Origin of the sequence: Vibrio sp. 10N.261.55.C5, assembly GCF_041470505.1 — a bacterium.
Classification (GTDB): domain Bacteria; phylum Pseudomonadota; class Gammaproteobacteria; order Enterobacterales; family Vibrionaceae; genus Vibrio; species Vibrio crassostreae_C.
Genome location: NZ_JBFRMS010000002.1, coordinates 70,852 through 92,140, shown reverse-complemented (window position 1 = coordinate 92,140; position 21,289 = coordinate 70,852). Strand labels below are relative to the sequence as shown.

Genomic DNA, 21,289 nt, shown 5'->3' with positions numbered 1-21,289 from the left:
ACTTGTCAGCGACGACAAGTATTCCACTGCGGAGTGGTAGTTCAGTTGGTTAGAATACCGGCCTGTCACGCCGGGGGTCGCGGGTTCGAGTCCCGTCCACTCCGCCACTTATTCAGAGTTTCAGCTCTTTAAAACTGAAAATAGGGGTGTAGCTCCAATTGGCAGAGCAGCGGATTCCAAATCCGCGTGTTGGGAGTTCGAATCTCTCCACCCCTGCCATATACGAAGCCTCAGCAGAAATGCTGGGGCTTTTTTACGTCTGTTGCTTCTGCAAAGTAATGTTGGGAGCTGGAGCGCCAGCCCGGTCGAATCTCCGGAGTGTCGGCCCATCCCTGCTATATTTAAGGCTCTAGTCGAAAGACTAGAGCCTTTTTGCTTTCTTAAGTTGAAATACTTCATAACCCCTTTTCAGCTTCTTCTATCTCAAATTTCTCTCTGCTCCCAAAAAGTTGCCAATAATCGTAAACTGTTCTCAAATGCCGACTAGTATAAATAATATGCATCACTTACATGGAACGGTTATGAGGTTATCTTTTGTTTTAGTTGTCCTGTTTTACTCATTTTCTTCTTTAGCAACCCCTTGGGAGAAAGAGAAAAGCCCGACGACAAACTCGACCTCATCGATCGGCAGTTACGCTAACGGCTGCTTGGACGGTGCACAGGCTTTACCGATTAATGGTGTTGGCTATCAGATTATTCGTCCCCAAAGGGAGCGTTACTATGGCCATACAGAAGCTATAAAGTTTATTGAGAGGTTAGGAGTCACGACCAGCGAGAAGCTCAATACTAATTTATTGATCGGTGATATTTCTCTTCCCAGAGGAGGGCGCTTTTCTTCAGGTCATTCAAGTCATCAAACAGGGTTAGATATTGATATATGGCTAAGGTTAACCAGTAAGAGGTTGTCAGAGAACGAGTTAGCTGTGCCTAAACCTGTGAGCGTTGTGGATCTTACTAACTACAAATTGCGTGAATCGAATTGGACCGATGATCATTTTCAAGTTATTCGCTATGCAGCGAAAGATGAAAAAGTGGTGCGTATTTTTGTTCATCCAGTCATTAAGCAAACCCTTTGTGAACAAGAAAAATCTGAAATTAATGATAGAGCTTGGTTAGGTAAAATAAGACCTTGGTGGGGACATCATTCCCACTTTCACGTTCGTTTAAAGTGTCCTGAAGGCAGCTTAAACTGCATAGCTCAAGCGAGCCCTCCTCAAGGTGATGGTTGTGGAGACGAACTTGCAAGTTGGGCTCCGCAGACTGTTCCAGTTCCACCTCCTAAAAAAGTAGCGAAAACTAAGAAAAAGAAAAAAGTTAAAGTGATGCCAAGTCAGTGTTTGGCCTTGATATCGAATAAGTAATCCTGTTCATCGAGGCTTTTTACAGTGGTACTGCCACTGGTTTTTTCGACTCTAAAACTGGAGAAATATCACACTGTTGTCTAGAGTTTATAAACACGAGATTAAGAACATCGTTTGATATTAATAAAAGCAATAACGGTATCAGCAAGGGCGATGGCGAATTTGACAAGGTTTGGTCAGGGATTGAGTGTTTTGGGGTGAAAGATGCGGCTTATATGCAGTATGCGAAATCAGAGTCTGATACCCGTCGATAGATAATTCAAGGATAAGACTATGACTATGATTTGTGCGAAGGAATTTTCAGAATGGTTAAGACATAGGTTCAACGCTGAAAGCTCGGGTATTTCAATTTCAAGAGATGACATCAATCAGCTAACAGGCAGACAACGTTTAGACCCTAGTTTCGTAAATGATGTTCACTATGAATTGATGCAGTATGGAATGGCATTTGTGACCGATACCAGCAGGGAAAACTTTTATCTTGTTCCTATAGCTCAATCAATAAACTGGCGAGAACGACTCGAATATCAATTTGAAAAAGAGCTCTTCTGCAATATTTATCCAATCGGAAAATCAGGATGAAAAAAAAGGTTCAACTTATGGTTAAGTTGAACCTTTCTTCTTTTAGGTCAAGCCTTGAATGATAACAAACTTCTCAAGTAGCTCGTCATCAGTTTCAATATGGTTTGGGTCAGTGATGATGCATTTTGTAATCGGACACACTGACTGGCATGTTGGCTTTTCATAGTGACCTTTACACTCTGTACATAAATCAGGATCGATCTCGAAGATGCTGTCGCCCATAGTGATTGCACCATTTGGGCATTCAGGATCACACATATCGCAGTTTATGCACTTGTCAGTAATTAACAGAGCCATTATTTTCTTCTCAAGTAAGTCGCTTAAGTAAAAATTATTTGCCTGATGCGTTACGTGTATCTTGGCCTTCGCTCAAGTTACGCATCAGCAAGCCGTACTCTAGATCTAGATCTGCTGGTACAGGAATAAATACAAAGTGACCGTTACCTTTCGCATCGTCGACCGCTTCAGATTTGCGGTTTTCCATAACTTCTAGTTTGAAAACAACGTTACCTTTCGGTGTCATCATTTCTAAGCTGTCGCCTACTAGGAACTTGTTCTTCACTTCTACTTCCGCTAGGTCACCACGGCGCTTACCTGTGAACTCACCAACAAACTGTTGAGTGTCAGAGATAGAGTAACCGTACTCGTAGTTTTGGTATGTATCGTGTGTATGGCGACGTAAGAAGCCTTCAGTGTAACCACGGTGAGCTAGGCTCTCTAGTGTACCCATTAGGCTTTCATCGAATGGTTTGCCTGCCACTGCATCGTCAATAGCTTTACGGTAAACCTGAGCAGTACGTGCACAGTAGTAGAAAGACTTAGTACGACCTTCAATCTTCAGAGAGTGAACACCCATCTTCGTTAGGCGCTCAACGTGTTGGATTGCACGAAGGTCTTTTGAGTTCATGATGTAAGTACCATGCTCATCTTCAAACGCTGCCATTTTCTCTTCTGGCTTGTGTGATTCAGAAAGCAGAACCACTTCGTCTGTTGGTTTACCAAGGCCTAGTGTGTTGTCTGGACGCTCATCTTGAACTTCAATGTCTTGCGTTTCTACTTCTTGAATAGCAACACCAGTAGGGTTTGCTTCAACGATCTGACCGTTTTCGTCTTCTTTCGCTGCTTCTGTTTTGTATTCCCAGCGGCAAGCGTTGGTGCAAGTACCTTGGTTTGGATCGCGCTTGTTCATGTAACCAGAAAGCAGACAACGGCCTGAGTAAGCCATGCAAAGAGCTCCGTGAACAAAGATCTCTAGCTCTGTTTCTGGGCAGTGTTCGCGAATCTCTTCGATCTCTTCAAGCGATAGCTCACGAGATAAGATCACACGCTCAACGCCTTGAGTTGACCAGAACTTAACGGTCGCCCAGTTTACTGCGTTTGCTTGAACAGAAAGATGGATTGGCATTTCAGGGAATGCTTCACGAACCATCATGATAAGACCAGGATCAGACATGATAAGAGCGTCTGGGCCCATATCAACAACTGGCTTAAGGTCGCGAATGAAAGTTTTTAATTTAGAGTTGTGTGGCTGAATGTTACATACAACATATAACTTTTTGCCTTGAGCATGAGCTTCATCGATACCGATTTGTAGGTTTTCGTGGTTGAACTCATTGTTACGAACGCGAAGGCTGTAACGTGGCTGGCCCGCGTAAACTGCATCAGCGCCGTAGGCGAATGCGTAACGCATGTTTTTAAGGCTTCCTGCCGGTGATAATAGTTCAGGTACAAATGGTTTTTGTGTAGTCATTGCTTCGTTCTCTAATCTGATCTCAAGTCAGGTTGATACCACCAAGTGATATCAAAGGGGCGCAAATTTTACGCTAAAATGAGTTTGGTTGATAGCCCTAAAGATAGCAATGACATTAACAAGAGGGTCTAGAGGCAGATATAAGTGAGAACTTAGTGAGAAATAAGCTCAGATACCGTTAGCACCTGAGCCTATAGTTTGACTGATTAAGCGTTAGGTTGAGTTAACCCGCCTAATGATTCAAATAGGTTTGGAAGGAAAACACTGAACTCACCACAAAGTAGAGAGAAGTCCGCATCAAAACGCGCAGCTTGATCTTCACGAGGAATATCGTCGTTTTCGTCTTTGAGCTCATCACTGAATTTTAGGCGTTTGATGCTGCCATCTTCTGCAAGAATGAATTCAATACGGTCTTGCCAGTTGATAAGAAGTTTCGTCACCATCTTATTGGCTTCGATGTGGTTTTTAATCTCATCAGCTTCTAGTTCTTGTTTCTTAACTCGAACAATACCGCCGTCTTCTTGAATAGATTTTAGTTCTGCTTCATCAAGCATAGTGATGCCTTGTGGCGTATCACCTGATTTCACCCATTCTGTAAGAGTCGTTTCGATCGCTTGCTCTGGGATAGCTGGCACTACTGGCAGGCTACCCATTGTCTTACGTAGCAATGCTAATACATCTTCTGCTTTTTTGTAGCTGCTCGCATCAACCACAATGAAACCTTCTTTTGGCATGATCAGCGCGTAAGTGAAGTTGCTGCGGCTGAATGCTCGAGGAAGTAGATCAATGATGATGTCTTCTTTTAGGCTGTCTTTCTCTTTCTTTTTCAGAGGGGTACCAGACTCTGCCTCAAGCGTTTCTACTTTTGCGTTCAATGATTCTTTGATCACAGAAGCGGGTAGCATTTTCTCTTCTTTCTTTGCACAGATAAGAATGCGGTTTTCTGATACGTGCGTCATCATATCGCCATGTCTACCCATTGCGTGTACCCAACCAAACTTCTGTTTGTCTTGGCTACCACAAGGAGTAAAGCGGAATTCTTCAAGTTGTTTCTCTAGCTGATCTGCGTTGAAATCAATATCACGGTTGAAGCGATAGACTAGGCAATTTTTAAACCACATATATTTTTCTCATACCTTTTTAGAAGTGCCTCATGATATGAGATCTAATTCGATTTGTCCTTAGCTCTGTATCAAAAATTATAAAGTGAAACGTTTGAGACAGTTATATGAAAATTTGTTTTCAAAGGTCACAAAAGTGTCATAATTAACTCAGATAATGCAATGCGTTGATTAAATACAAAGGCTATTCAATTATGTCGAGAAGGATTCTGGTCGTTGAAGATGAAGCACCTATTCGTGAGATGCTGTGTTTTGTACTTGAACAAAAAGGCTACCAAGCAGTAGAGGCTGAAGATTACGATACAGCGGTAAACAAGCTATGTGAACCTTTCCCAGATCTAGTATTACTAGATTGGATGCTACCTGGTGGTAGCGGGATAAACTTTATCAAGCACATGAAGCGTGAAGAGTTAACTCGCAACATCCCAGTGGTGATGCTAACAGCTCGTGGTGAAGAAGAAGATAAGGTTCGCGGTTTAGAAGTTGGCGCTGACGACTACATTACCAAACCGTTTTCGCCAAAAGAGCTTGTTGCTCGCCTTAAAGCGGTGATTCGTCGTGTAACACCAACGGCATTGGAAGATGTGATTGATGTACAGGGCCTTAAATTAGACCCAGTATCACACCGCGTGACCGCAAGTGAAGGTCCAGTTGATATGGGACCAACAGAGTTCAAAATGCTGCATTTCTTTATGACTCACCAAGAGCGTGTGTACAGCCGAGAGCAGCTGCTTAACAACGTTTGGGGTACCAATGTTTACGTTGAAGACCGAACGGTTGATGTACATATTCGACGCCTGCGTAAAGCGCTTGAGTCTGCAGGTCACGATAAGCTAATCCAAACGGTTCGTGGCGCTGGCTACCGTTTTTCTACAAAGGCTTAATGTGGCTTCGCTGCCCAGTTTACGGAGTCCTGAATGGTTGAAAAGTTAACCTGGAAAAAGCTGGCTTGGGAGCTGGCTTTTTTTTACGCACCATGGGTTTTAGTCGGATGGATATTCGGTTACCTACCTTGGTTGCTGCTGGCTGCTACGGTATTGCAGCTCGGCTGGCATCTACACAACCAAATGCGTTTGTCCGCATGGCTGTGGGATGAGAAGCGTCTAACTCCACCTTCAGGCTCTGGGAACTGGGAATCTCTGTTTAACGGTATTTATCGTATGCAGCAGAGACAGCGTCGCAAACGCAAAGAACTGACTAACCTTATCCGCCGTTTCCGTAACGGTGCAGAATCGCTTCCCGATGCCGTTGTGGTATTTCGCGGTGAAGGCAATATCGTTTGGTGTAACAAGCTAGCTCAGTATTTGCTGGGCTTTCGTTGGCCAGATGATTCAGGTCAACCGATCTCGAATTTGATTCGTACTCCAGATTTTATTAAGTACCTTAATAAGCAAGATTTCTCTGAGCCATTAGAGATGCCTTCTCCATTGAATGTGGAGCGTATGCTCGAGCTGCGTATTGTGCCGTATACCGAGGGTGAACACCTGATGGTGGTACGTGATGTGACCCAGCTTAAGCAGTTAGAAGGCATGCGCCGTAACTTCTTCGCTAACGTTTCTCATGAATTGCGTACGCCGATGACCGTCCTTCAAGGTTACCTTGAAATGACCGAAGATCCAGACATGATCGTTGGCCCAATGTGGACCAAGGCGCATGGCGTAATGACTGAGCAGCTCAATCGAATGAACAGTTTGGTTAATCAACTACTCACGCTTTCGAAAATTGAAGCGGCGCCAATGCATGAGTTGGATGAAGTGGTCAACGTTCCGGCGATGCTTGAGGTTCTTGAGAAAGAAGCGGCGAGCCTTAGCGGTGAGCGCGAACATAAGCTTGAGTTTGATATCGATAAGAGCCTACGAGTTCTTGCCGATGAAGACCAATTGAGAAGTGCGATATCGAATTTGGTTTATAACGCGGTTAAATACACACCCGCAGGTGCAACGGTCAAAGTGCGTTGGTATCAAACCAGCCAAGGCGCGTGCTTAGATGTGTCAGATACTGGTGATGGTATTGAGCCTCAACACTTACATCGACTCACAGAGCGCTTCTATCGTGTAGATAAAGCCCGCTCTCGTGATACCGGTGGTAGTGGTCTTGGATTAGCGATTGTAAAGCATGCGCTTAGCCACCACGATTCACATCTCGAAATTCAAAGTGAAGTGGGCGTCGGCAGTCGTTTCCATTTCACGTTGCCAAACCGATTGACTGTGTCATGAGTGACTTAATACGCAGGATGCGTTTGCCAATTGGTTCACTGTTAGCGATGGTATTGGCGTGTCCAAGCTTCGCTGAGCAGAGTGTTGAGTCATTGCCTGATTATTCCAAAGTTCCTGGTATCTCTGGAAGCTTGTTATCGGTCGGGTCTGATACTTTGGCTGGGATGACGACATTGTGGGTAGAGGAGTTTAAATCCTACTACCCGAATGTGAACGCTCAGGTCCAAGCATCGGGCTCTTCTACTGCGCCTCCTGCATTGACGGAAGGGACTGCTCACCTTGGTCCTATGAGCCGACCAATGCGTTTACGTGAAGTGGAAGCCTTTGAAAGAGAGCATGGTTATAAGCCAACTGCATTACGAGTCGCTATTGACGCAATCGGGCTGTTTGTCCACCGAGATAATCCTATTGAAGGGCTTAACTTTCGTCAGATTGATGGCATTTTTTCTGAGACATTACGCTGCGGAGCAACAAGGCCCCTCAATAACTGGCAAGATCTCGGAATCGATCAGCCATGGGCGAAACATCGATTCCAATTGTTCGGTCGCAATTCTGTATCGGGGACTTATGGATACTTCAAACAGAATGCACTGTGCGGCGGTGACTTTAAAAATCGTGTGAATGAGCAACCTGGTTCGGCTTCAGTCGTTCAGTCGGTCGCTTCATCCATCAGTGGGATTGGCTACTCGGGCATTGGCTACCGCGTAGCAGGTGTTAAGCTGATTCCTATTGCAGAGCACGGCTCTAATTATGTTGAGCCTACGCGTGAGAATATCTTGAGTGGTGATTACCCTCTATCTCGTTTTCTCTATGTGTATGTGAATAAGCATCCGGATAAACCACTTTCTCCGGTTGAGAGAGAGTTCCTTACTTTTGTATTCTCAAAGCAGGGACAAGAGCTTGTAGAAAAAGATGGTTATTTAGCGATACCGTCTGAGTTCGCAGAGCAAGAATTGGCAAAAGTCGGGCTCTAATTCAGGCTACGACAAACTTAGAAAAAAACGTATGAACAGCTTGCGCGTCGCAAGCTGTTTTTATTTTGACTGTTCGTTATTTTAGCTGCAACGACCATTCTGCATTTTTCCAACGTTGTTGCTCTTCTCTGAGCTCATAATCAAGCAGTTGGTTTTGGGCCAACCAATCGCTGTTAGTTCCTTTCAATTCCCAGTTATCCTGTTGTTCAATCGTTAGAGTCACGTCTGGGGCCAGTGCTTGATTTCGCTGACGGTTGAGTAAGATAGCGAGTCTCAATATACGAATCAGCAGGGTGACTTGTTGCTGAGTAAACAGAGAAAGTTCCGGCAAATCTTGTAGTTTGAGCGCTTTTCTTTGATAGCGAACCAATGCTGATATAAGGCGTTGTTGCTCAGTATTAAAGCCTGGCATTGTCGTATGCTTAAGCAGATAAGCCGAATGGCGGTGATAGCCTTGGAATGCAATGCTTTGTCCTACCTCATGAAGTACTGCAGCCCAACCAAGCAGATCATACAGCTCATTAGTGACCGCAGTTGTCACTTGAGGCTGTACTTGTTTCAGCAATGAAAGAGCGAGCACTTTCACTTTCTCGCCATGAGTTACGTCTACATGGTATCGAGAGACGAGCGTTTCGGCAGTTCTTGTTCGAATATCAATATCTTTAAACCTATCCTCCATGTCATAAAGAACGCCTTCTCTCAGGGCACCATCAGAAAAATGTAACTCCTTGATGTCTAGCGTATCCATTGCTGCTGAAAGAATGGTGACGCCTGCAGCAAACACAGGCTTTCTCTCATCACTTAAGCCTGAAAGATTTACGGTGTTGGATGATGAAAACTCACATAAGTGATTCTTTAAATAGGACAGGCGTTGGGGCGTAATGAGACCATCGGTGAACCCTAAGCCAATGAGTACTTCTTTTATTGATTTCGTGGTACCAGATGAGCCAAAAGCGATTTCCCAAGGGGCTTTTGTGTATTCTTCAATCAATGGCATCAATAGACGAGTAGCTGCGGTATAAGCATCTGAGAAGTGTCGTGAAGTTAGCCCTTCGTCAGCAAAGAAACGTTGAGTGAAGTTGACGCATCCCATCGGTAAACTGCGCATAATTAGAGGAGTAAAGCCTTGTCCGGCGACGAGTTCCGTACTCCCTCCACCGATATCAATAACCAACTTAGATTCAGAAGCGGTTTGAGTGTGTTCTGCTCCGTTATAGATTATTCGAGCTTCTTCTTGACCGGAAATGATCTCTATTGGAAAAGGAAACAGTGGCTTGGCTTGCTCTAAGAAGTCTTTAGCGTTTTTGGCTTTTCTTAGGGTATGAGTCGAAACAACTCTGACATCATCAAGCTCAAAATCCGCCAGTCGTTCTGCGAACACCTTGAGGCATTCTAGGCCTCGCTCGATAGCGCTTTCAGATAGGACGTTACGTTCATCCAATCCATCACCTAATCTCACTTTCTGTTTGTGTCTGCTGACTAATTGCAGGTGTTGATCGAATACTCGTGCAACCACCATATGAAAGCTGTTCGAACCTAAATCGATAGCGGCAATACATCGAGAATGTTTGTTATCAATTAGCGGCATGATTTCTTCTCTTGTTTGTACTTCTTGCGAGCAAGTTTCTCCATACGTTTAATATAGTGGTAAGTGGAGAGTTGTGACGTCGGGTATTCGAGTTGGTTTGCTGGTGCTTCTATGTAAGGGTTGCTCATCGCTTGGTCTAGCACTCGAGCTTTGTTGCTGTCATCGAAATGAAATTCGGTGATATCGATAATGGTTTGCTTGATATTTGGATCTAAAATTGGAGTGGCGACTTCGATCCGATGATCGAAGTTTCGCATCATCCAGTCAGCTGAAGATATATAGACTTTCGGCTTTCCAGCGTTACCAAAGATCATCACTCTTGGGTGTTCAAGAAAACGATCGACCACACTGACAATCTCAATATGGTCACTGATGTTGGGTATGCCAGGGACAAGAGAGCACATGCCACGAATGACCATTCTCACTTTTACATTGACTTGGCTGGCCTGATAGAGCTTCTCAATGATCTCTCGGTCGACCAAATTGTTGAGTTTTAGAGTGATGCTTGCAGGCTTGTTCTCCATCGCGTTTTGTATTTCATTATCTATCAACTGATACAGACGTTTTCTTGTATTCTTCGGTGACACAATCAGTTGTTTGAACTGTGATTTTTGATAAGGGTTTTCAATATATTTAAAGACTTGTCTCACCTCTTGGGTCAAATCTTCATTCGCAGTGAGCAGAGAAAAATCGGTATACACGCGTGCTGTTACTTCATGAAAGTTACCGGTGCCAATATGGGCGTAATGCGCCGTATGCTTGCCTTCTTTCCGTTTAATGAGCAGCAGTTTGGAGTGGACTTTCAAACTTGGGATGCCATGGATGACTTTTATACCGGCTTCTTGAAGTTTCTTTGTCCACTGAATATTGGCTTGTTCATCAAAGCGAGCTTGCAGCTCGACAACCACTGTGACCTTTTTTCCATTGTGTGCCGCATCGATGATTGAGCTAAGGAGTTTGGAGCCTTCTGCAACACGGTAAACGTTTATTTTTATGGAGGTTACTTTCGGGTCAAAGGAAGCCTGCCTAACCAGTTCAGTGATGTGATTAAAGGTGTGATAAGGGTAATGCAACAAGATGTCACGAGCTTTGATCGCTTCAAAATAGTTTGGATGGTGGCTAAAATGCGCGCACTTAATCGCGGGTAAAGGGCGATTAACTAAATCACGTCGGTTAAGGCTTGGGAACTCAGAGAAATGTTTGAAGTTGTGGTAGCGACCTCCGGCGATAACACTGTCGTAGTCAGATAGTTTTAGTCTGACTTGTAAGAAACTGAGCATTTCAGCTGGCATTTCTGACTCATAGATAAGGCGTATCGGTAGTGCCGTTAAGCGCTGTTCTAAACCTAAAGACATCGATTCTAATAGGCTGCTTTCATTGTTCTCTTGAAGGTCATAATCGGCGTCACGAGTCATTTTTATAGCAAAGCAACGCACTGAGTCATACTCAAAGAATCCTTTAAGTAAGTCATCCAAACAAAATCGAACTATATTATCTAACAAGATCAAAGTTGTACGCTGCGAACCCGAAGTTTCCGGTAACTTAACAAATCGAGGGAGTGCTTCTGATGGGATTTCGAGTAAGACATATTGAGATGATGCATCACGCTCGATGTCGATGGCTAAGTAACTTTGTTCATCTTTGAGAATATTAAGTAACTGGCTATCTTCGTTCAAGAGAATCGGAGTTAAGTGTGGCAGCACTTTTTTCTTAAAGTACTTTTTTATCCAGCCACTTTGTTCTTCGCTGATTTGTTGTTCGTTGACCAGAAAAATACGATTGCGTACCAATTCCAATAGCAAGTCGTTATACAGTTCATGGAATTGAGCATCGAGCTTGCTTGCTTTGCTCTGCATTTTAGTCAGTAGGCTTTTCGGCGAGTTGGAGGTTAGCTGTGGATCTTGAAGTAAGATCTTTCGCTTCACATCAGCAAATCGGACTTTGTAAAACTCATCGAGGTTTTTCGAGTAAATACCTAAAAAACGAACTCTTTCGATTAAGGGAACTGACTTATCTGCCGCTTCTTGGAGCACTCTTTCGTTGAAGGATAACCAGCTAAGTTCTTTTGTGACATAGTCTTTTTCCATCGAGATGAGAATCCTTGAGTACTGGCTATAGAGCTGATTACTTTAAATTAGAATGGCAAAATTCACAAAATCTATGATCTTACTTTAAGAAATATGGCTAACAAACTTGTTATTAGTTTCAGTTGTTTAACGTAACTTGTAATATAATTGTCATGTAACGTACATATTATGTCAGTAGCTAAAAAAAGGTAGATAAACAGATGGCTTCAGCCCAATTTTCATTGAAAGAGCGCGACAAAAAAAGATGGTTGAAAGATCGTCTCGTCCGTTTTTCGGTGACATGTGGCGCGGTCAGTGTTCTAGCTGCCCTAGTATTGATCTTTGTTTACTTGGCGATGGTCATTTTACCGGTATTTTCTGATACTGGTTTAGAGACAGACCAAGCCGTAAAGACCGTTGCCGTAGAAAAGCCTATCGTCTTATCGGTTGATGAATATGGTCAACATGCATTTACTATCGAAAAATCCGGTTTGGTACAGTTTTGGGATTTAGAGTCTCAAAATACACACTCTTACTTTGAGCGTGATGTTGTAGCCAACCCCATCGCCTTTTCTCGAAACACCCCATCTGAAAACTGGTTTGCCTTTGCCGACAGCGCAAGCAATCTTACTTTTTTCTATCCTGAGTATAGTGCGCCTGTGCTGAAAAAGGGCAGCGAAGCCGAGCCTAAAATTGAGCTAATCACTCTCCCTGAACCGTTTTTAAATGATGAATCATCAAATGGGGCGACGATCGACAAATTCGCGTTCTCTAAAAATGGACGTGGGATTACGGTTGCCGCTCAGTTAAGTGACCAACGAGTCTTGGTTAAGTGGTATCAGAGTGACCTTACTGGTCAGTATGTTTTTCAGAAGAGCCAATGGCTATCGGATAAGCTGGGCTTGCAACAGCAACTGCTTGTCACACCTGATGGGCAAACTTTATACCTACGAGCACAATCGGATTTGGTTGTTTTGAAACTATCAGATAACGGTTTTGATGTTCGTGAAGTGATTGATCTTAGCTTGAATGATGCGAAACATTCCGTGAAAAGCATCGATTTACTTTCTGGTGCATACTCGTTGTTGGTTACGCATGAGGACGGACAGGTTTCTCAATGGTTCGATGTACTCAAAAATGAAAAACGTAGCCTGACCCATATTCGAGACTTCCAACTTGCTGAACAAGTGCAATTTATTCTTCCTGATACTTATAGAAAGGGTTTTTATAGCTTCTATAAGAACGGCACATTACAAAGCCACTATACGACCAGTGAAAAGCTGTCTTTGTTTGAACGAGCCTTTGATAAATCACCACAACTAGCCGCTATGTCTGCTAATGAACTGCATCTGGCGACTTTGATTGATGGCACCATCAGTGTGGCTAAAGTCGATAATGAATACCCACAAATCTCATTCTCATCGCTTTGGCAAAAGGTCTGGTATGAAAGTTACCCTGAACCGCAATACGTTTGGCAATCAACGTCGGCGAACGATGACTTTGAAGAAAAATTCAGTTTAGTACCTATCACGTTCGGTACTATTAAAGCCGCTCTGTTTGCGATGATGTTTGCCGTGCCGGTTGCTGTGCTCGGAGCTATCTATACCGCATACTTCATGTCTCCACGTATGCGAAGAGTCGTGAAGCCTTCGATAGAGCTGATGGAAGCTCTTCCGACCGTGATCATCGGATTCTTGGCTGGGCTTTGGTTTGCTCCAATCGTTGAGACACATTTAACAGCTGTCTTCTCATTAATGGTGTTATTACCACTGAGCACACTGTTGACTGGACTTGTTTGGTTCTGTTTACCGAAGAGGGTAACGGGTCGCTTCTCTAATGGTTGGCACGCGCTGATATTGATTCCAGTATTGGTGGTTACAGTAGTTGCTGTGTTTGCTGGTGGAAGCAACATTGAAGCCTTATTGTTTGGTGGTGATATTCGTACCTTCTTGGCCAGCTATGGCATCGACTTTGACCAACGCAATGCGCTGGTGGTTGGTTTTGCTATGGGCTTTGCGGTCATCCCAACGATTTTCACTATTGCTGAAGATGCTATTTTCTCTGTACCTAAACATTTATCTGATGGCTCATTAGCGTTGGGTGCGACGGCGTGGCAGACGCTTATTTATGTGGTGCTATTGACGGCGAGTCCAGGTATCTTTTCTGCGGTTATGATGGGCCTAGGGCGAGCAGTTGGTGAAACCATGATCGTCTTGATGGCGACAGGTAACACCCCAATTCTTGACTGGAATGTTTTGGAAGGGATGAGAACTTTATCGGCAACGATTGCTGTTGAGCTGCCAGAATCAGAAGTGGGTGGTTCTCATTTCCGCTTGCTGTTCTTGGCTGCACTCTTGCTGTTTATCTTTACATTCGCGGTGAACTCAGTTGCTGAGTGGGTTAGACAAAGACTGAGAGATAAATATCGTGCGCTGTAGTTTTAAAGGTTTGCCTCAATGTGTATCAATGGCTTTTAGTGGCTTGACTAGCGTGTCTCTTGATCTTTGCAGCTCCTTGATTTCAGCACGCCAAGAGCAAGGTCGATCATGATGAATAAACTGAAGTCATTATTATCTTGGGTCAAATCGGGCTCTCCGTGGATCTGGCTTACGGGCGGGGCGGTGAGCATCAGTATGCTTTCTGTTCTTGGCCTAATGCTGCTGATTGGTTGGAAGGGCTTAACCTATTTTTGGCCCGCACCTTTGTATCAATGGCAAGTTGACTCCAAAGACTTATCGCTAGTGGTCGATCTTGACGAAACCGTATCAAAACAAGATGTATTGGTTGGTCAGTTATATGAACGAAAATACATCCCGATAGAGCAAGTTCCACAAGTCCATGACCTTTTGTCTCCTCAAAATTTGTCGACTGGGCTGATACAGCGCTTAAGCATCAAAGTTGCTAACAGAGAACTGTACCCTGCGGACTTTGTTTCTATTCTGGATGTTAACTTACGTGAACCCACTACCCCGCTAGATTGGGTTGTGATTGAACGAAGTCGAGGTGGTTATTTCTTTGGTAAGCCGGTGGGTTTTAAAACCGCTTCTGGCACCTTTGATTCGAACATAGACCAAAAGCTCGAACAAGGCTTGGCGTTCGCTGATACGTTACGTAAAGAAACGTCGCGTGTCGTGAACCAAGAAATTCGCAATATCAGCTGGCAATTGGAAAACCTGCGCTTAGAAAAGCGTAAGCTTGAACTCAATGAGTCAGTGAGTGATGAATACCTTACAACCTATACTCAAACTAAACTGGAATTAAACCGCCAGTTAGGTGAAGCCGAAGTTAAGCTTGAGCACCTTAGAACGCAACTTAATGTCGAAAGCTTGCTGGTTGAGGATATGACAGGCGAGCTGGTCGAGATCTCGCTCAGCCACATTCTGGATTATTGGTACCCAAATAATATGTCTTACCTAGAAAAGGTTGGGCACTGGGGCAAACAAGTTTGGAAATTCTTATCAGAGAACCCACGAGACTCAAACTCTGAAGGCGGTGTATTCCCTGCCATTTTCGGTACAGTACTGTTGGTTATTCTCATGTCGATCGTCGTGATGCCTCTTGGGGTGGTCGCTGCGATATATCTTCATGAATACGCAAAAAACAACGCACTAACACGTTTAATTCGTATCGCCGTGATTAACTTGGCGGGTGTACCGTCGATTGTGTATGGCGTTTTTGGTTTAGGCTTTTTCGTCTATACCATTGGTGGCTCGATTGATACGTTGTTCTATGCAGAGCGATTGCCAGCACCGACATTTGGTACGCCGGGTCTACTTTGGTCAGCACTAACCTTAGCGGTCTTGACGCTTCCAGTCGTTATCGTAACCACGGAAGAGGGCTTAACGCGTATTCCTAGTGCAGTGAGGCACGGTTCATTAGCGCTTGGTGCGACTCAATTTGAGACGCTTTGGCGCATTGTTTTACCGATGGCAAGCCCAGCGATTATCACTGGTTTAATTTTGGCAATCGCGAGAGCCGCGGGGGAAGTTGCACCACTTATGCTGGTGGGTGTTGTTAAATTGGCATCTAGCTTGCCAGTCGATGGTCAGTTTCCGTATTTACACTTAGATAGAAAGTTCATGCATTTAGGCTTTCATATCTATGATGTTGGTTTTCAAACCTCTAATATCGAAGCGGCACGACCTTTAGTGTATGCGACTTCATTTTTATTGGTTACGGTGATTGTTGGGTTGAACTTAACAGCCATCAATATCCGTAATAACTTGCGTGAAAAATACCGAACCTTAGGACAAGATTAGATGTTCTCGATTAATGAAACCTTGGGTTACCAAGCACCACTTGATGTTCACAATCTGAAGGATGAGCAAATTGCTATCTCGATCGAAGGGCTAAATCTTTACTATAAAGAGAGCCAAGCACTTGATGATATCTCGATGCAGATCCCGAAGGGGCAGGTGACGGCGTTTATCGGCCCTTCTGGGTGTGGTAAGTCGACTCTGCTGCGCTGCATTAATCGCATGAACGATCTTGTTGAAGGCTGTAAGGTTTCCGGGAAAGTGAAGCTTCATGGCAAGAACGTCTATCACCCTAAGGTGGATGTTGCGACCTTACGACGCCGTGTGGGTATGGTATTCCAGCGTCCAAACCCTTTTCCTAAATCTATCTATGAGAATGTGGTTTATGGCTTGAGGCTACAAGGCGTTAGCAACAGCCGAGACCTTGATGATGCGGTTGAACGCTCTCTGCGCGCTGCTGCGTTATGGGATGAAGTGAAAGATCGGTTGCATGAGAATGCTTTTGGTTTATCTGGCGGTCAACAGCAGCGTTTGGTTATCGCTCGTGCGGTTGCGATTGAGCCTGAAGTGCTGTTGTTAGATGAGCCGACATCGGCACTCGATCCGATTTCTACTTTGACGATTGAAGAGTTGATCAACGATCTCAAAACACAATACACAGTGGTGATTGTTACCCACAACATGCAACAAGCCGCGCGTGTAAGTGACCATACTGCCTTTATTCATATGGGAAAATTGATCGAGTACTCAGATACGGACTCAATTTTTACGTCTCCATTGAAAAACCAGACGGAAGACTACATTACTGGTAGATATGGCTAACCTCTCCAAAGGTGTCATCTAGAGCTAAGTCACTCTACAAAAATGGCTTTCTTCATTTCTTTCAAGGAGCAAGTATGCATTTCGGTCGCCACATTTCAGGGCAATTCAATGTCGAGTTAGAATCGATCCGTACTCATGTATTGACCATGGGCGGGTTAGTGGAACAGCAACTCTCGTTTGCAATGCAGGCGCTTCATAAAGACGATGTTGAATTGGCCAAAAAAGTGATTCGTGATGACCACAAAGTGAATGCGATGGAAGTGTCGATTGATGAGGCTTGTACTCGAATCATTGCAAAGCGTCAGCCGACAGCGAAGGATCTGCGTTTGATTATGGCGATCATCAAAACGATTACCGATCTGGAACGTATTGGCGATGTTGCTTCTAAAATTGCGCAAGGTGCTATTGAGATCCCTTCAACCAAAGAGCAGAAATTCCACGTATCTTTAGAGCCTCTTTGCCGTCAGGCTATCACCATGCTTCACCAAGTATTAGATGCTTTTGCTCGTATGGATGTTGATGCGGCAGCTGAAGTTCACAAGCTTGATGATAAGTTGGATGCGGAGTACGAGGCCGTTATTCGTCAGTTAATGACCTATATGATGGAAGACCCTAAGAACATTCCTAATATTTTGCAGGTGATGTGGTCAGCGCGTGCGATTGAGCGAGTGGGAGACCGCTGCCAAAATATCTGCGAATACATTATTTACTTTGTGAAGGGTAAAGATGTACGTCACCTAGGCGATCAAAGCCTTGATGACGCACTCAAATAGAGCTTATCTTTAGAAGCTAATTATTGCACCAAGATTGAAATTGACCGTTGTGTCGTAAGGCACAAAGGTTTTGTTGTGATCAAAAATATTCATATCAACACCAGCACGTAATCCAAGCATTGGTGTCGCTTGGTAAACGTAGGCCCCGCCTAGGCTTATACCATGTGTTGTTTTCTCTTCTACTTCGCCTGAGCGCGTTTTCGTACCGTCATAACTTGCCACGCCAATTTCAGCCTGAAAGCCGTGGATTTGGTTTCTTCCAAACATGTTTTGCTTCGTAACAGGTTTAAATCAAGAGAGCTGAATAAGTCTTTAGCCATACCTATCCATGAAAATTTTCTGCGCTATTAAATCTAATATACGTCAGTCAGTTAGATTAGTCAGCGAGGTTCTCTGGATTTATGCTGGCGACTATTGCCCTAAGCGGTGAGGGCGGCTCTCACATCAGATATCTTACTCGCATCTGTCACTGGGATCTGATAATCATCAATATTATCACTGCCCATTTGAGCACTTGAGTTGTTTTCCATTAGACTCGGCCTTGTCGATTTACCTGAAAGGTGAAGAGCAGGTACTTGGGTAGCGCTTTGAATCATTTTGGCATTCGCAGCGTTAACGCCAGCCCCCGCCATGATATCAATTCGTCCATCGGCTTGTTTGACCATTGCAGCCAATACATCGATACCTTGCTCAGCATTAGCAGCAAGCCCTGATGTCAGGACTCTTTCGCATCCAAGTGTAATGATTTGTTCTAATGCTGCTTGGAAATCAGAGCTTTGATCGATGGCTCTGTGGAAGGTAATCCCAAGCTTTAACGAGTGCGCTTTGTCAGCCAGTTGTTGCATCTTTGGCATATCAATACTTCCGTTCGGCGCTAACACACCAAGCACGACCCCATCCAATCCTGCATTTGCGCAAGCTTCAATATCTTCAAGCATACAGAGCATATCGTCGTTATCGAAAATGAAGTCGCCTTGTCTTGGGCGTATCATAGCGTAGACCGGAACCGACGAAACTATTGCCGCTTGTTTCATCATTCCGAAGCTTGGAGTTAATCCGCCAAGTGCTAATGAAGAGCAAAGCTCAATTCGATTCGCGCCACCAGATAGTGCGGTATGAAGAGATTCTAAGTTATCGATACAGACTTCAATTTCGGTGTTCATCGTGTTTATCCGTTCAAAAAGATACTGATGAAATAATAGCAATCTAGGTGTGATTCTGAATAGATGGGGATAAGGGAAAATAGAGGTAAAGTTTAGGTTTATCGCTACCTCAATTATCTATTACAAGAGTCAGTCTAGGGGAGCGAGGAGGGGGAAAACAAAAAGCCCGAAGCGTTAACTTCGGGCTTTTAATAGGACTTTACTTCTTAACTGATTGGCGGTGCGCTTTGCGCTATTAGCTTATGCTTTATGTCTCTTTAAAGAGAGTCTTCCAACCATTAACCCGCGTTGAGTTCGGGCTTAAGAGGTAATTACTTGCTTAGGTCGTCAGCGTGCTCAGATAGGAATGCTGCAACACCTTTTGGAGATGCGTCCATACCTGATTTACCTTCTTCCCATTGTGCAGGACAAACTTCACCGTTCTTCTCGTGGAAGTTTAGTGCGTCTACCATGCGTAGCATTTCGTCGATGTTACGACCTAGTGGAAGATCGTTAACTACTTGGTGACGTACAAGGCCGTCAGCGTCGATTAGGAAAGAACCACGGAAAGCAACGCCTGCTTCTGGGTGCTCAACATCGTATGCTTTGCAGATCTCGTGCTTAACGTCAGCAATTAGAGGGTATTTAACTTGACCAATACCGCCATCAGCGATAGCAGTGTTACGCCATGCGTTGTGAGAGAATTGAGAATCGATAGAAACACCGATTACTTCAACGCCTTTAGCTTGGAAATCTTCAAGACGGTTGTCGAAAGCGATTAGCTCTGAAGGACAAACGAAAGTGAAGTCTAGTGGGTAGAAGAAAACTACAGCTTTCTTACCTTTAGTGAATTCTGCGAAGTTGAAGTTATCAACGATCTCACCGTTACCTAGAACAGCTGCTGCAGTAAAGTCAGGGGCTTGACGACCTACTAGTACCATTTTGGAATCTCCTAAAAAATTAGTTGGCCCAACACATCTTTGTTTGGGCTCCGTTTCTACGGGACAAACTATAGTACAATCGGTACTATAGAAAAAAGCGAATTAAATAGATTAAGTTAATCGAAAAAAGCGATAAGCTTATTCTTTGTCCTGTCCTTAGGTCGAATGACCTTTACCTAACTTATCCTACTCATATTACAAAGTAATTTCATGAATAAATGGCCAAGTCTTAAGCAACTTCACTATCTTGTTACTCTTCACGAAACTCGTCATTTCAGTGATGCCGCAGATCGCTGTTTCGTCAGTCAATCTACGCTAAGTAAAGGCATTCAAAACCTAGAAGAGCTGATTGGTTGCCCGCTTTATGAGAAGAAAGATAAAAAGAGCCCGCTAGTTTTCACGCAAGCAGGTGAGCTGGTGGTCAAGCACGGTCGAGAGCTACTAGCGAAAGGACAAGATCTCGTAGAGCTTGGAAATCTATGTAACGGGGATGCGATGCAAGGGCAGCTGCGAGTCGGGTGTATTCCTACTATAGCGCCGTTCCTTTTGTGCGATTTGGTACAGGAAGCCAACCAGCGCTTTCCACAATTAAATTTGCTGTTACGTGAAGACACAACGACCAACCTATTGGCTGCGCTGCGTCATGGAGACTTAGATGTGCTGATTCTGGCTTTGCCTGTCGATATCGACAATATGGAAAGCCAAGTTGTTGGGCAAGACCCTTTCCGGATGGTGATCAGTCGCAATCAAGCTGATGGTATTCGCGTTCCGATTAAATACGATGACCTGCCAGACGAATCTGTATTTTTGTTGGAGAACGAGCATTGCTTAACCGAGCATGCTGTGTCGGCTTGTAAGTTAACGGATAAAGAGAAGATCAACCCGTTCACTGCGACGAGCCTTCACACATTGGTGCAAATGGTGGCCAATGGTTTAGGAACCACCTTTATTCCGCAAATGGCGATCGACCACGGTTTATTGGAAAACCAGAATCTCGTTGTGATCGATCCTCCTGGTCAGCAGGCCTACCGAGATATTGGCCTTGTCTGGCGACCAAGCTCTTCGCGTCGTGAGACATTCCATCAATTAGCGGATGTGGTATCTGAGCTTCTATAATAATCCGCTGCGACAACAATCCCTCTGAGCGGCTGAATTGGCCGCTCTTCTTTATATCAATTCCGAGCGTTACTCTACTTCTGCTTCTTCTGGCTCTACTTCTTCTTGCAGCTCCAGTAAATTGATCGCTATCGTGACAAAATCGCTGTCTGTAATAATGCCTACTAGTTCGTGGTTTTCTACGACAGGTAAACAGCCCACTTTATGTTTCTGCATGTAGATAGCCGATTCTTTTAATCCTGCACGCGGCTCTACCGACATAACACTTTTGTGCATGATGTCGTTGAGGGGAGTAGCAAGAGTAAAAGATTGAGCTTGTGGGATGTTTTGTAGGCTGGATTCTTGAGCGGCGAGAACGTCTCGTTGTGTGACGACACCTAGTAGTTGCCTGTCGGAATCGACGACCGGAATATGGCGGATATCAAGTGCTTCCATCATGTGCTTAGCATCGGCCAGTGAGTGTGAGCGCAATAGGGTATGAGGGTTGCGAGTCATCATATCTTCAACCTTGATCATACGAACCTCCTTCTTTTTTATTTGTTGCTATTACTATAGTTTTTTATCCAAAAAATAACTGAGAT

General features: G+C 44.2%; 18 protein-coding genes, 2 tRNA genes and 1 pseudogene. 12 read left to right on the top strand and 9 right to left on the bottom strand.

Translation table 11 applies throughout. From position 1 onward, the window contains the following. Window positions 1-30 precede the first annotated feature (30 nt). The 4 genes from AB4263_RS00435 (at window position 31) to AB4263_RS00420 (ending at window position 1,943) form a co-directional block, all read left to right on the top strand. A tRNA-Asp gene (locus tag AB4263_RS00435) sits at window positions 31-107 on the top strand. Between the two features lie 35 nt (window positions 108-142). Further along, a tRNA-Trp gene (locus tag AB4263_RS00430) sits at window positions 143-219 on the top strand. 302 nt (window positions 220-521) lie between these two features. Continuing rightward, window positions 522-1,361, top strand: coding sequence for a penicillin-insensitive murein endopeptidase (gene mepA / locus AB4263_RS00425; RefSeq protein WP_372097138.1), 840 nt, complete (start codon window positions 522-524; stop codon window positions 1,359-1,361). A gap of 273 nt (window positions 1,362-1,634) precedes the next feature. Next, window positions 1,635-1,943: a hypothetical protein gene (locus tag AB4263_RS00420; protein WP_017062536.1), complete on the top strand. Its 309-nt coding sequence runs from the start codon at window positions 1,635-1,637 to the stop codon at window positions 1,941-1,943. Window positions 1,944-1,985: 42 nt separating this feature from the next. Here AB4263_RS00420 and AB4263_RS00415 read toward each other — a convergent pair whose 3' ends face one another. The 3 genes from AB4263_RS00415 to rdgC all read right to left on the bottom strand — a co-directional run bounded on the left by AB4263_RS00415 (window position 1,986) and on the right by rdgC (window position 4,814). Further along, the gene (locus AB4263_RS00415) at window positions 1,986-2,240 is read right to left on the bottom strand and encodes a YfhL family 4Fe-4S dicluster ferredoxin (protein ID WP_004735061.1); all 255 of its coding nucleotides are present in this window, start codon (window positions 2,238-2,240) and stop codon (window positions 1,986-1,988) included. 34 nt (window positions 2,241-2,274) lie between these two features. After that, window positions 2,275-3,693 carry a tRNA 5-hydroxyuridine modification protein YegQ gene (gene yegQ, locus AB4263_RS00410; protein WP_017062848.1) on the bottom strand — a complete coding sequence of 473 codons (1,419 nt, stop codon included), beginning with the start codon at window positions 3,691-3,693 and terminating at the stop codon, window positions 2,275-2,277. Window positions 3,694-3,899: 206 nt separating this feature from the next. Beyond that, window positions 3,900-4,814 (bottom strand): recombination-associated protein RdgC, encoded by a 915-nt coding sequence (gene rdgC, locus AB4263_RS00405; RefSeq protein WP_017062534.1) that lies wholly within the window; start codon window positions 4,812-4,814, stop codon window positions 3,900-3,902. Between the two features lie 194 nt (window positions 4,815-5,008). Between rdgC and phoB the strand changes: the two genes are divergently transcribed. From phoB to AB4263_RS00390, 3 genes are read left to right on the top strand one after another with little or no spacing between them, the layout of a single operon-like run. Further along, entirely contained in the window at window positions 5,009-5,698 is a 690-nt protein-coding gene (gene phoB / locus AB4263_RS00400) for a phosphate regulon transcriptional regulator PhoB (RefSeq protein ID WP_004735064.1), read from the top strand. A 33-nt stretch (window positions 5,699-5,731) separates the two neighbouring features. Beyond that, window positions 5,732-7,030: a phosphate regulon sensor histidine kinase PhoR gene (gene phoR, locus AB4263_RS00395; RefSeq protein WP_004740365.1), complete on the top strand. Its 1,299-nt coding sequence runs from the start codon at window positions 5,732-5,734 to the stop codon at window positions 7,028-7,030. A 17-nt stretch (window positions 7,031-7,047) separates the two neighbouring features. After that, window positions 7,048-8,004: a PstS family phosphate ABC transporter substrate-binding protein gene (locus AB4263_RS00390; RefSeq protein ID WP_008223911.1), complete on the top strand. Its 957-nt coding sequence runs from the start codon at window positions 7,048-7,050 to the stop codon at window positions 8,002-8,004. Between the two features lie 76 nt (window positions 8,005-8,080). On the opposite strand, the gene ppx is transcribed toward AB4263_RS00390, so the two are convergent. Next, a complete protein-coding gene (gene ppx / locus AB4263_RS00385; protein WP_372097136.1) occupies window positions 8,081-9,592 on the bottom strand; it encodes an exopolyphosphatase in 1,512 nt (503 codons plus the stop codon). Beyond that, on the bottom strand, window positions 9,583-11,679 hold the full coding sequence (gene ppk1, locus AB4263_RS00380; protein ID WP_372097134.1) for a polyphosphate kinase 1: 2,097 nt from the start codon (window positions 11,677-11,679) through the stop codon (window positions 9,583-9,585). The genes ppx and ppk1 overlap by 10 nt, the downstream gene beginning before the upstream one ends. Before the next feature lie 200 nt (window positions 11,680-11,879). Here ppk1 and AB4263_RS00375 point away from each other — a divergent pair, with 200 nt between their 5' ends. From AB4263_RS00375 to phoU, 4 genes are all read left to right on the top strand, one after another. After that, on the top strand, window positions 11,880-14,096 hold the full coding sequence (locus tag AB4263_RS00375; protein ID WP_372097132.1) for an ABC transporter permease subunit: 2,217 nt from the start codon (window positions 11,880-11,882) through the stop codon (window positions 14,094-14,096). A 111-nt stretch (window positions 14,097-14,207) separates the two neighbouring features. Continuing rightward, the gene (gene pstA / locus AB4263_RS00370) at window positions 14,208-15,917 is read left to right on the top strand and encodes a phosphate ABC transporter permease PstA (RefSeq protein ID WP_050619859.1); all 1,710 of its coding nucleotides are present in this window, start codon (window positions 14,208-14,210) and stop codon (window positions 15,915-15,917) included. Further along, complete coding sequence (gene pstB, locus AB4263_RS00365) at window positions 15,918-16,736, top strand: phosphate ABC transporter ATP-binding protein PstB (protein ID WP_009848269.1); 819 nt, start codon at window positions 15,918-15,920, stop codon at window positions 16,734-16,736. Window positions 16,737-16,810: 74 nt separating this feature from the next. Then, window positions 16,811-17,509 carry a phosphate signaling complex protein PhoU gene (gene phoU / locus AB4263_RS00360; RefSeq protein WP_009848270.1) on the top strand — a complete coding sequence of 233 codons (699 nt, stop codon included), beginning with the start codon at window positions 16,811-16,813 and terminating at the stop codon, window positions 17,507-17,509. Window positions 17,510-17,518: 9 nt separating this feature from the next. On the opposite strand, the pseudogene AB4263_RS00355 reads toward phoU, so the two are convergent. The 3 genes and pseudogenes from AB4263_RS00355 to AB4263_RS00345 all read right to left on the bottom strand — a co-directional run. Beyond that, window positions 17,519-17,782, bottom strand: a pseudogene (locus AB4263_RS00355) (hypothetical protein); the annotation flags it as partial. A gap of 146 nt (window positions 17,783-17,928) precedes the next feature. Beyond that, window positions 17,929-18,672, bottom strand: a complete 744-nt coding sequence (locus tag AB4263_RS00350) for a copper homeostasis protein CutC (protein ID WP_017062527.1) — start codon at window positions 18,670-18,672, stop codon at window positions 17,929-17,931. Between the two features lie 311 nt (window positions 18,673-18,983). Next, the gene (locus AB4263_RS00345; protein WP_017062526.1) at window positions 18,984-19,592 is read right to left on the bottom strand and encodes a peroxiredoxin C; all 609 of its coding nucleotides are present in this window, start codon (window positions 19,590-19,592) and stop codon (window positions 18,984-18,986) included. A gap of 210 nt (window positions 19,593-19,802) precedes the next feature. Here AB4263_RS00345 and AB4263_RS00340 point away from each other — a divergent pair, with 210 nt between their 5' ends. Beyond that, window positions 19,803-20,708 carry a hydrogen peroxide-inducible genes activator gene (locus AB4263_RS00340; protein WP_017062525.1) on the top strand — a complete coding sequence of 302 codons (906 nt, stop codon included), beginning with the start codon at window positions 19,803-19,805 and terminating at the stop codon, window positions 20,706-20,708. Window positions 20,709-20,777: 69 nt separating this feature from the next. Here AB4263_RS00340 and AB4263_RS00335 read toward each other — a convergent pair whose 3' ends face one another. Continuing rightward, window positions 20,778-21,224 (bottom strand): CBS domain-containing protein, encoded by a 447-nt coding sequence (locus tag AB4263_RS00335; RefSeq protein ID WP_017062524.1) that lies wholly within the window; start codon window positions 21,222-21,224, stop codon window positions 20,778-20,780. Window positions 21,225-21,289: the final 65 nt, after the last annotated feature.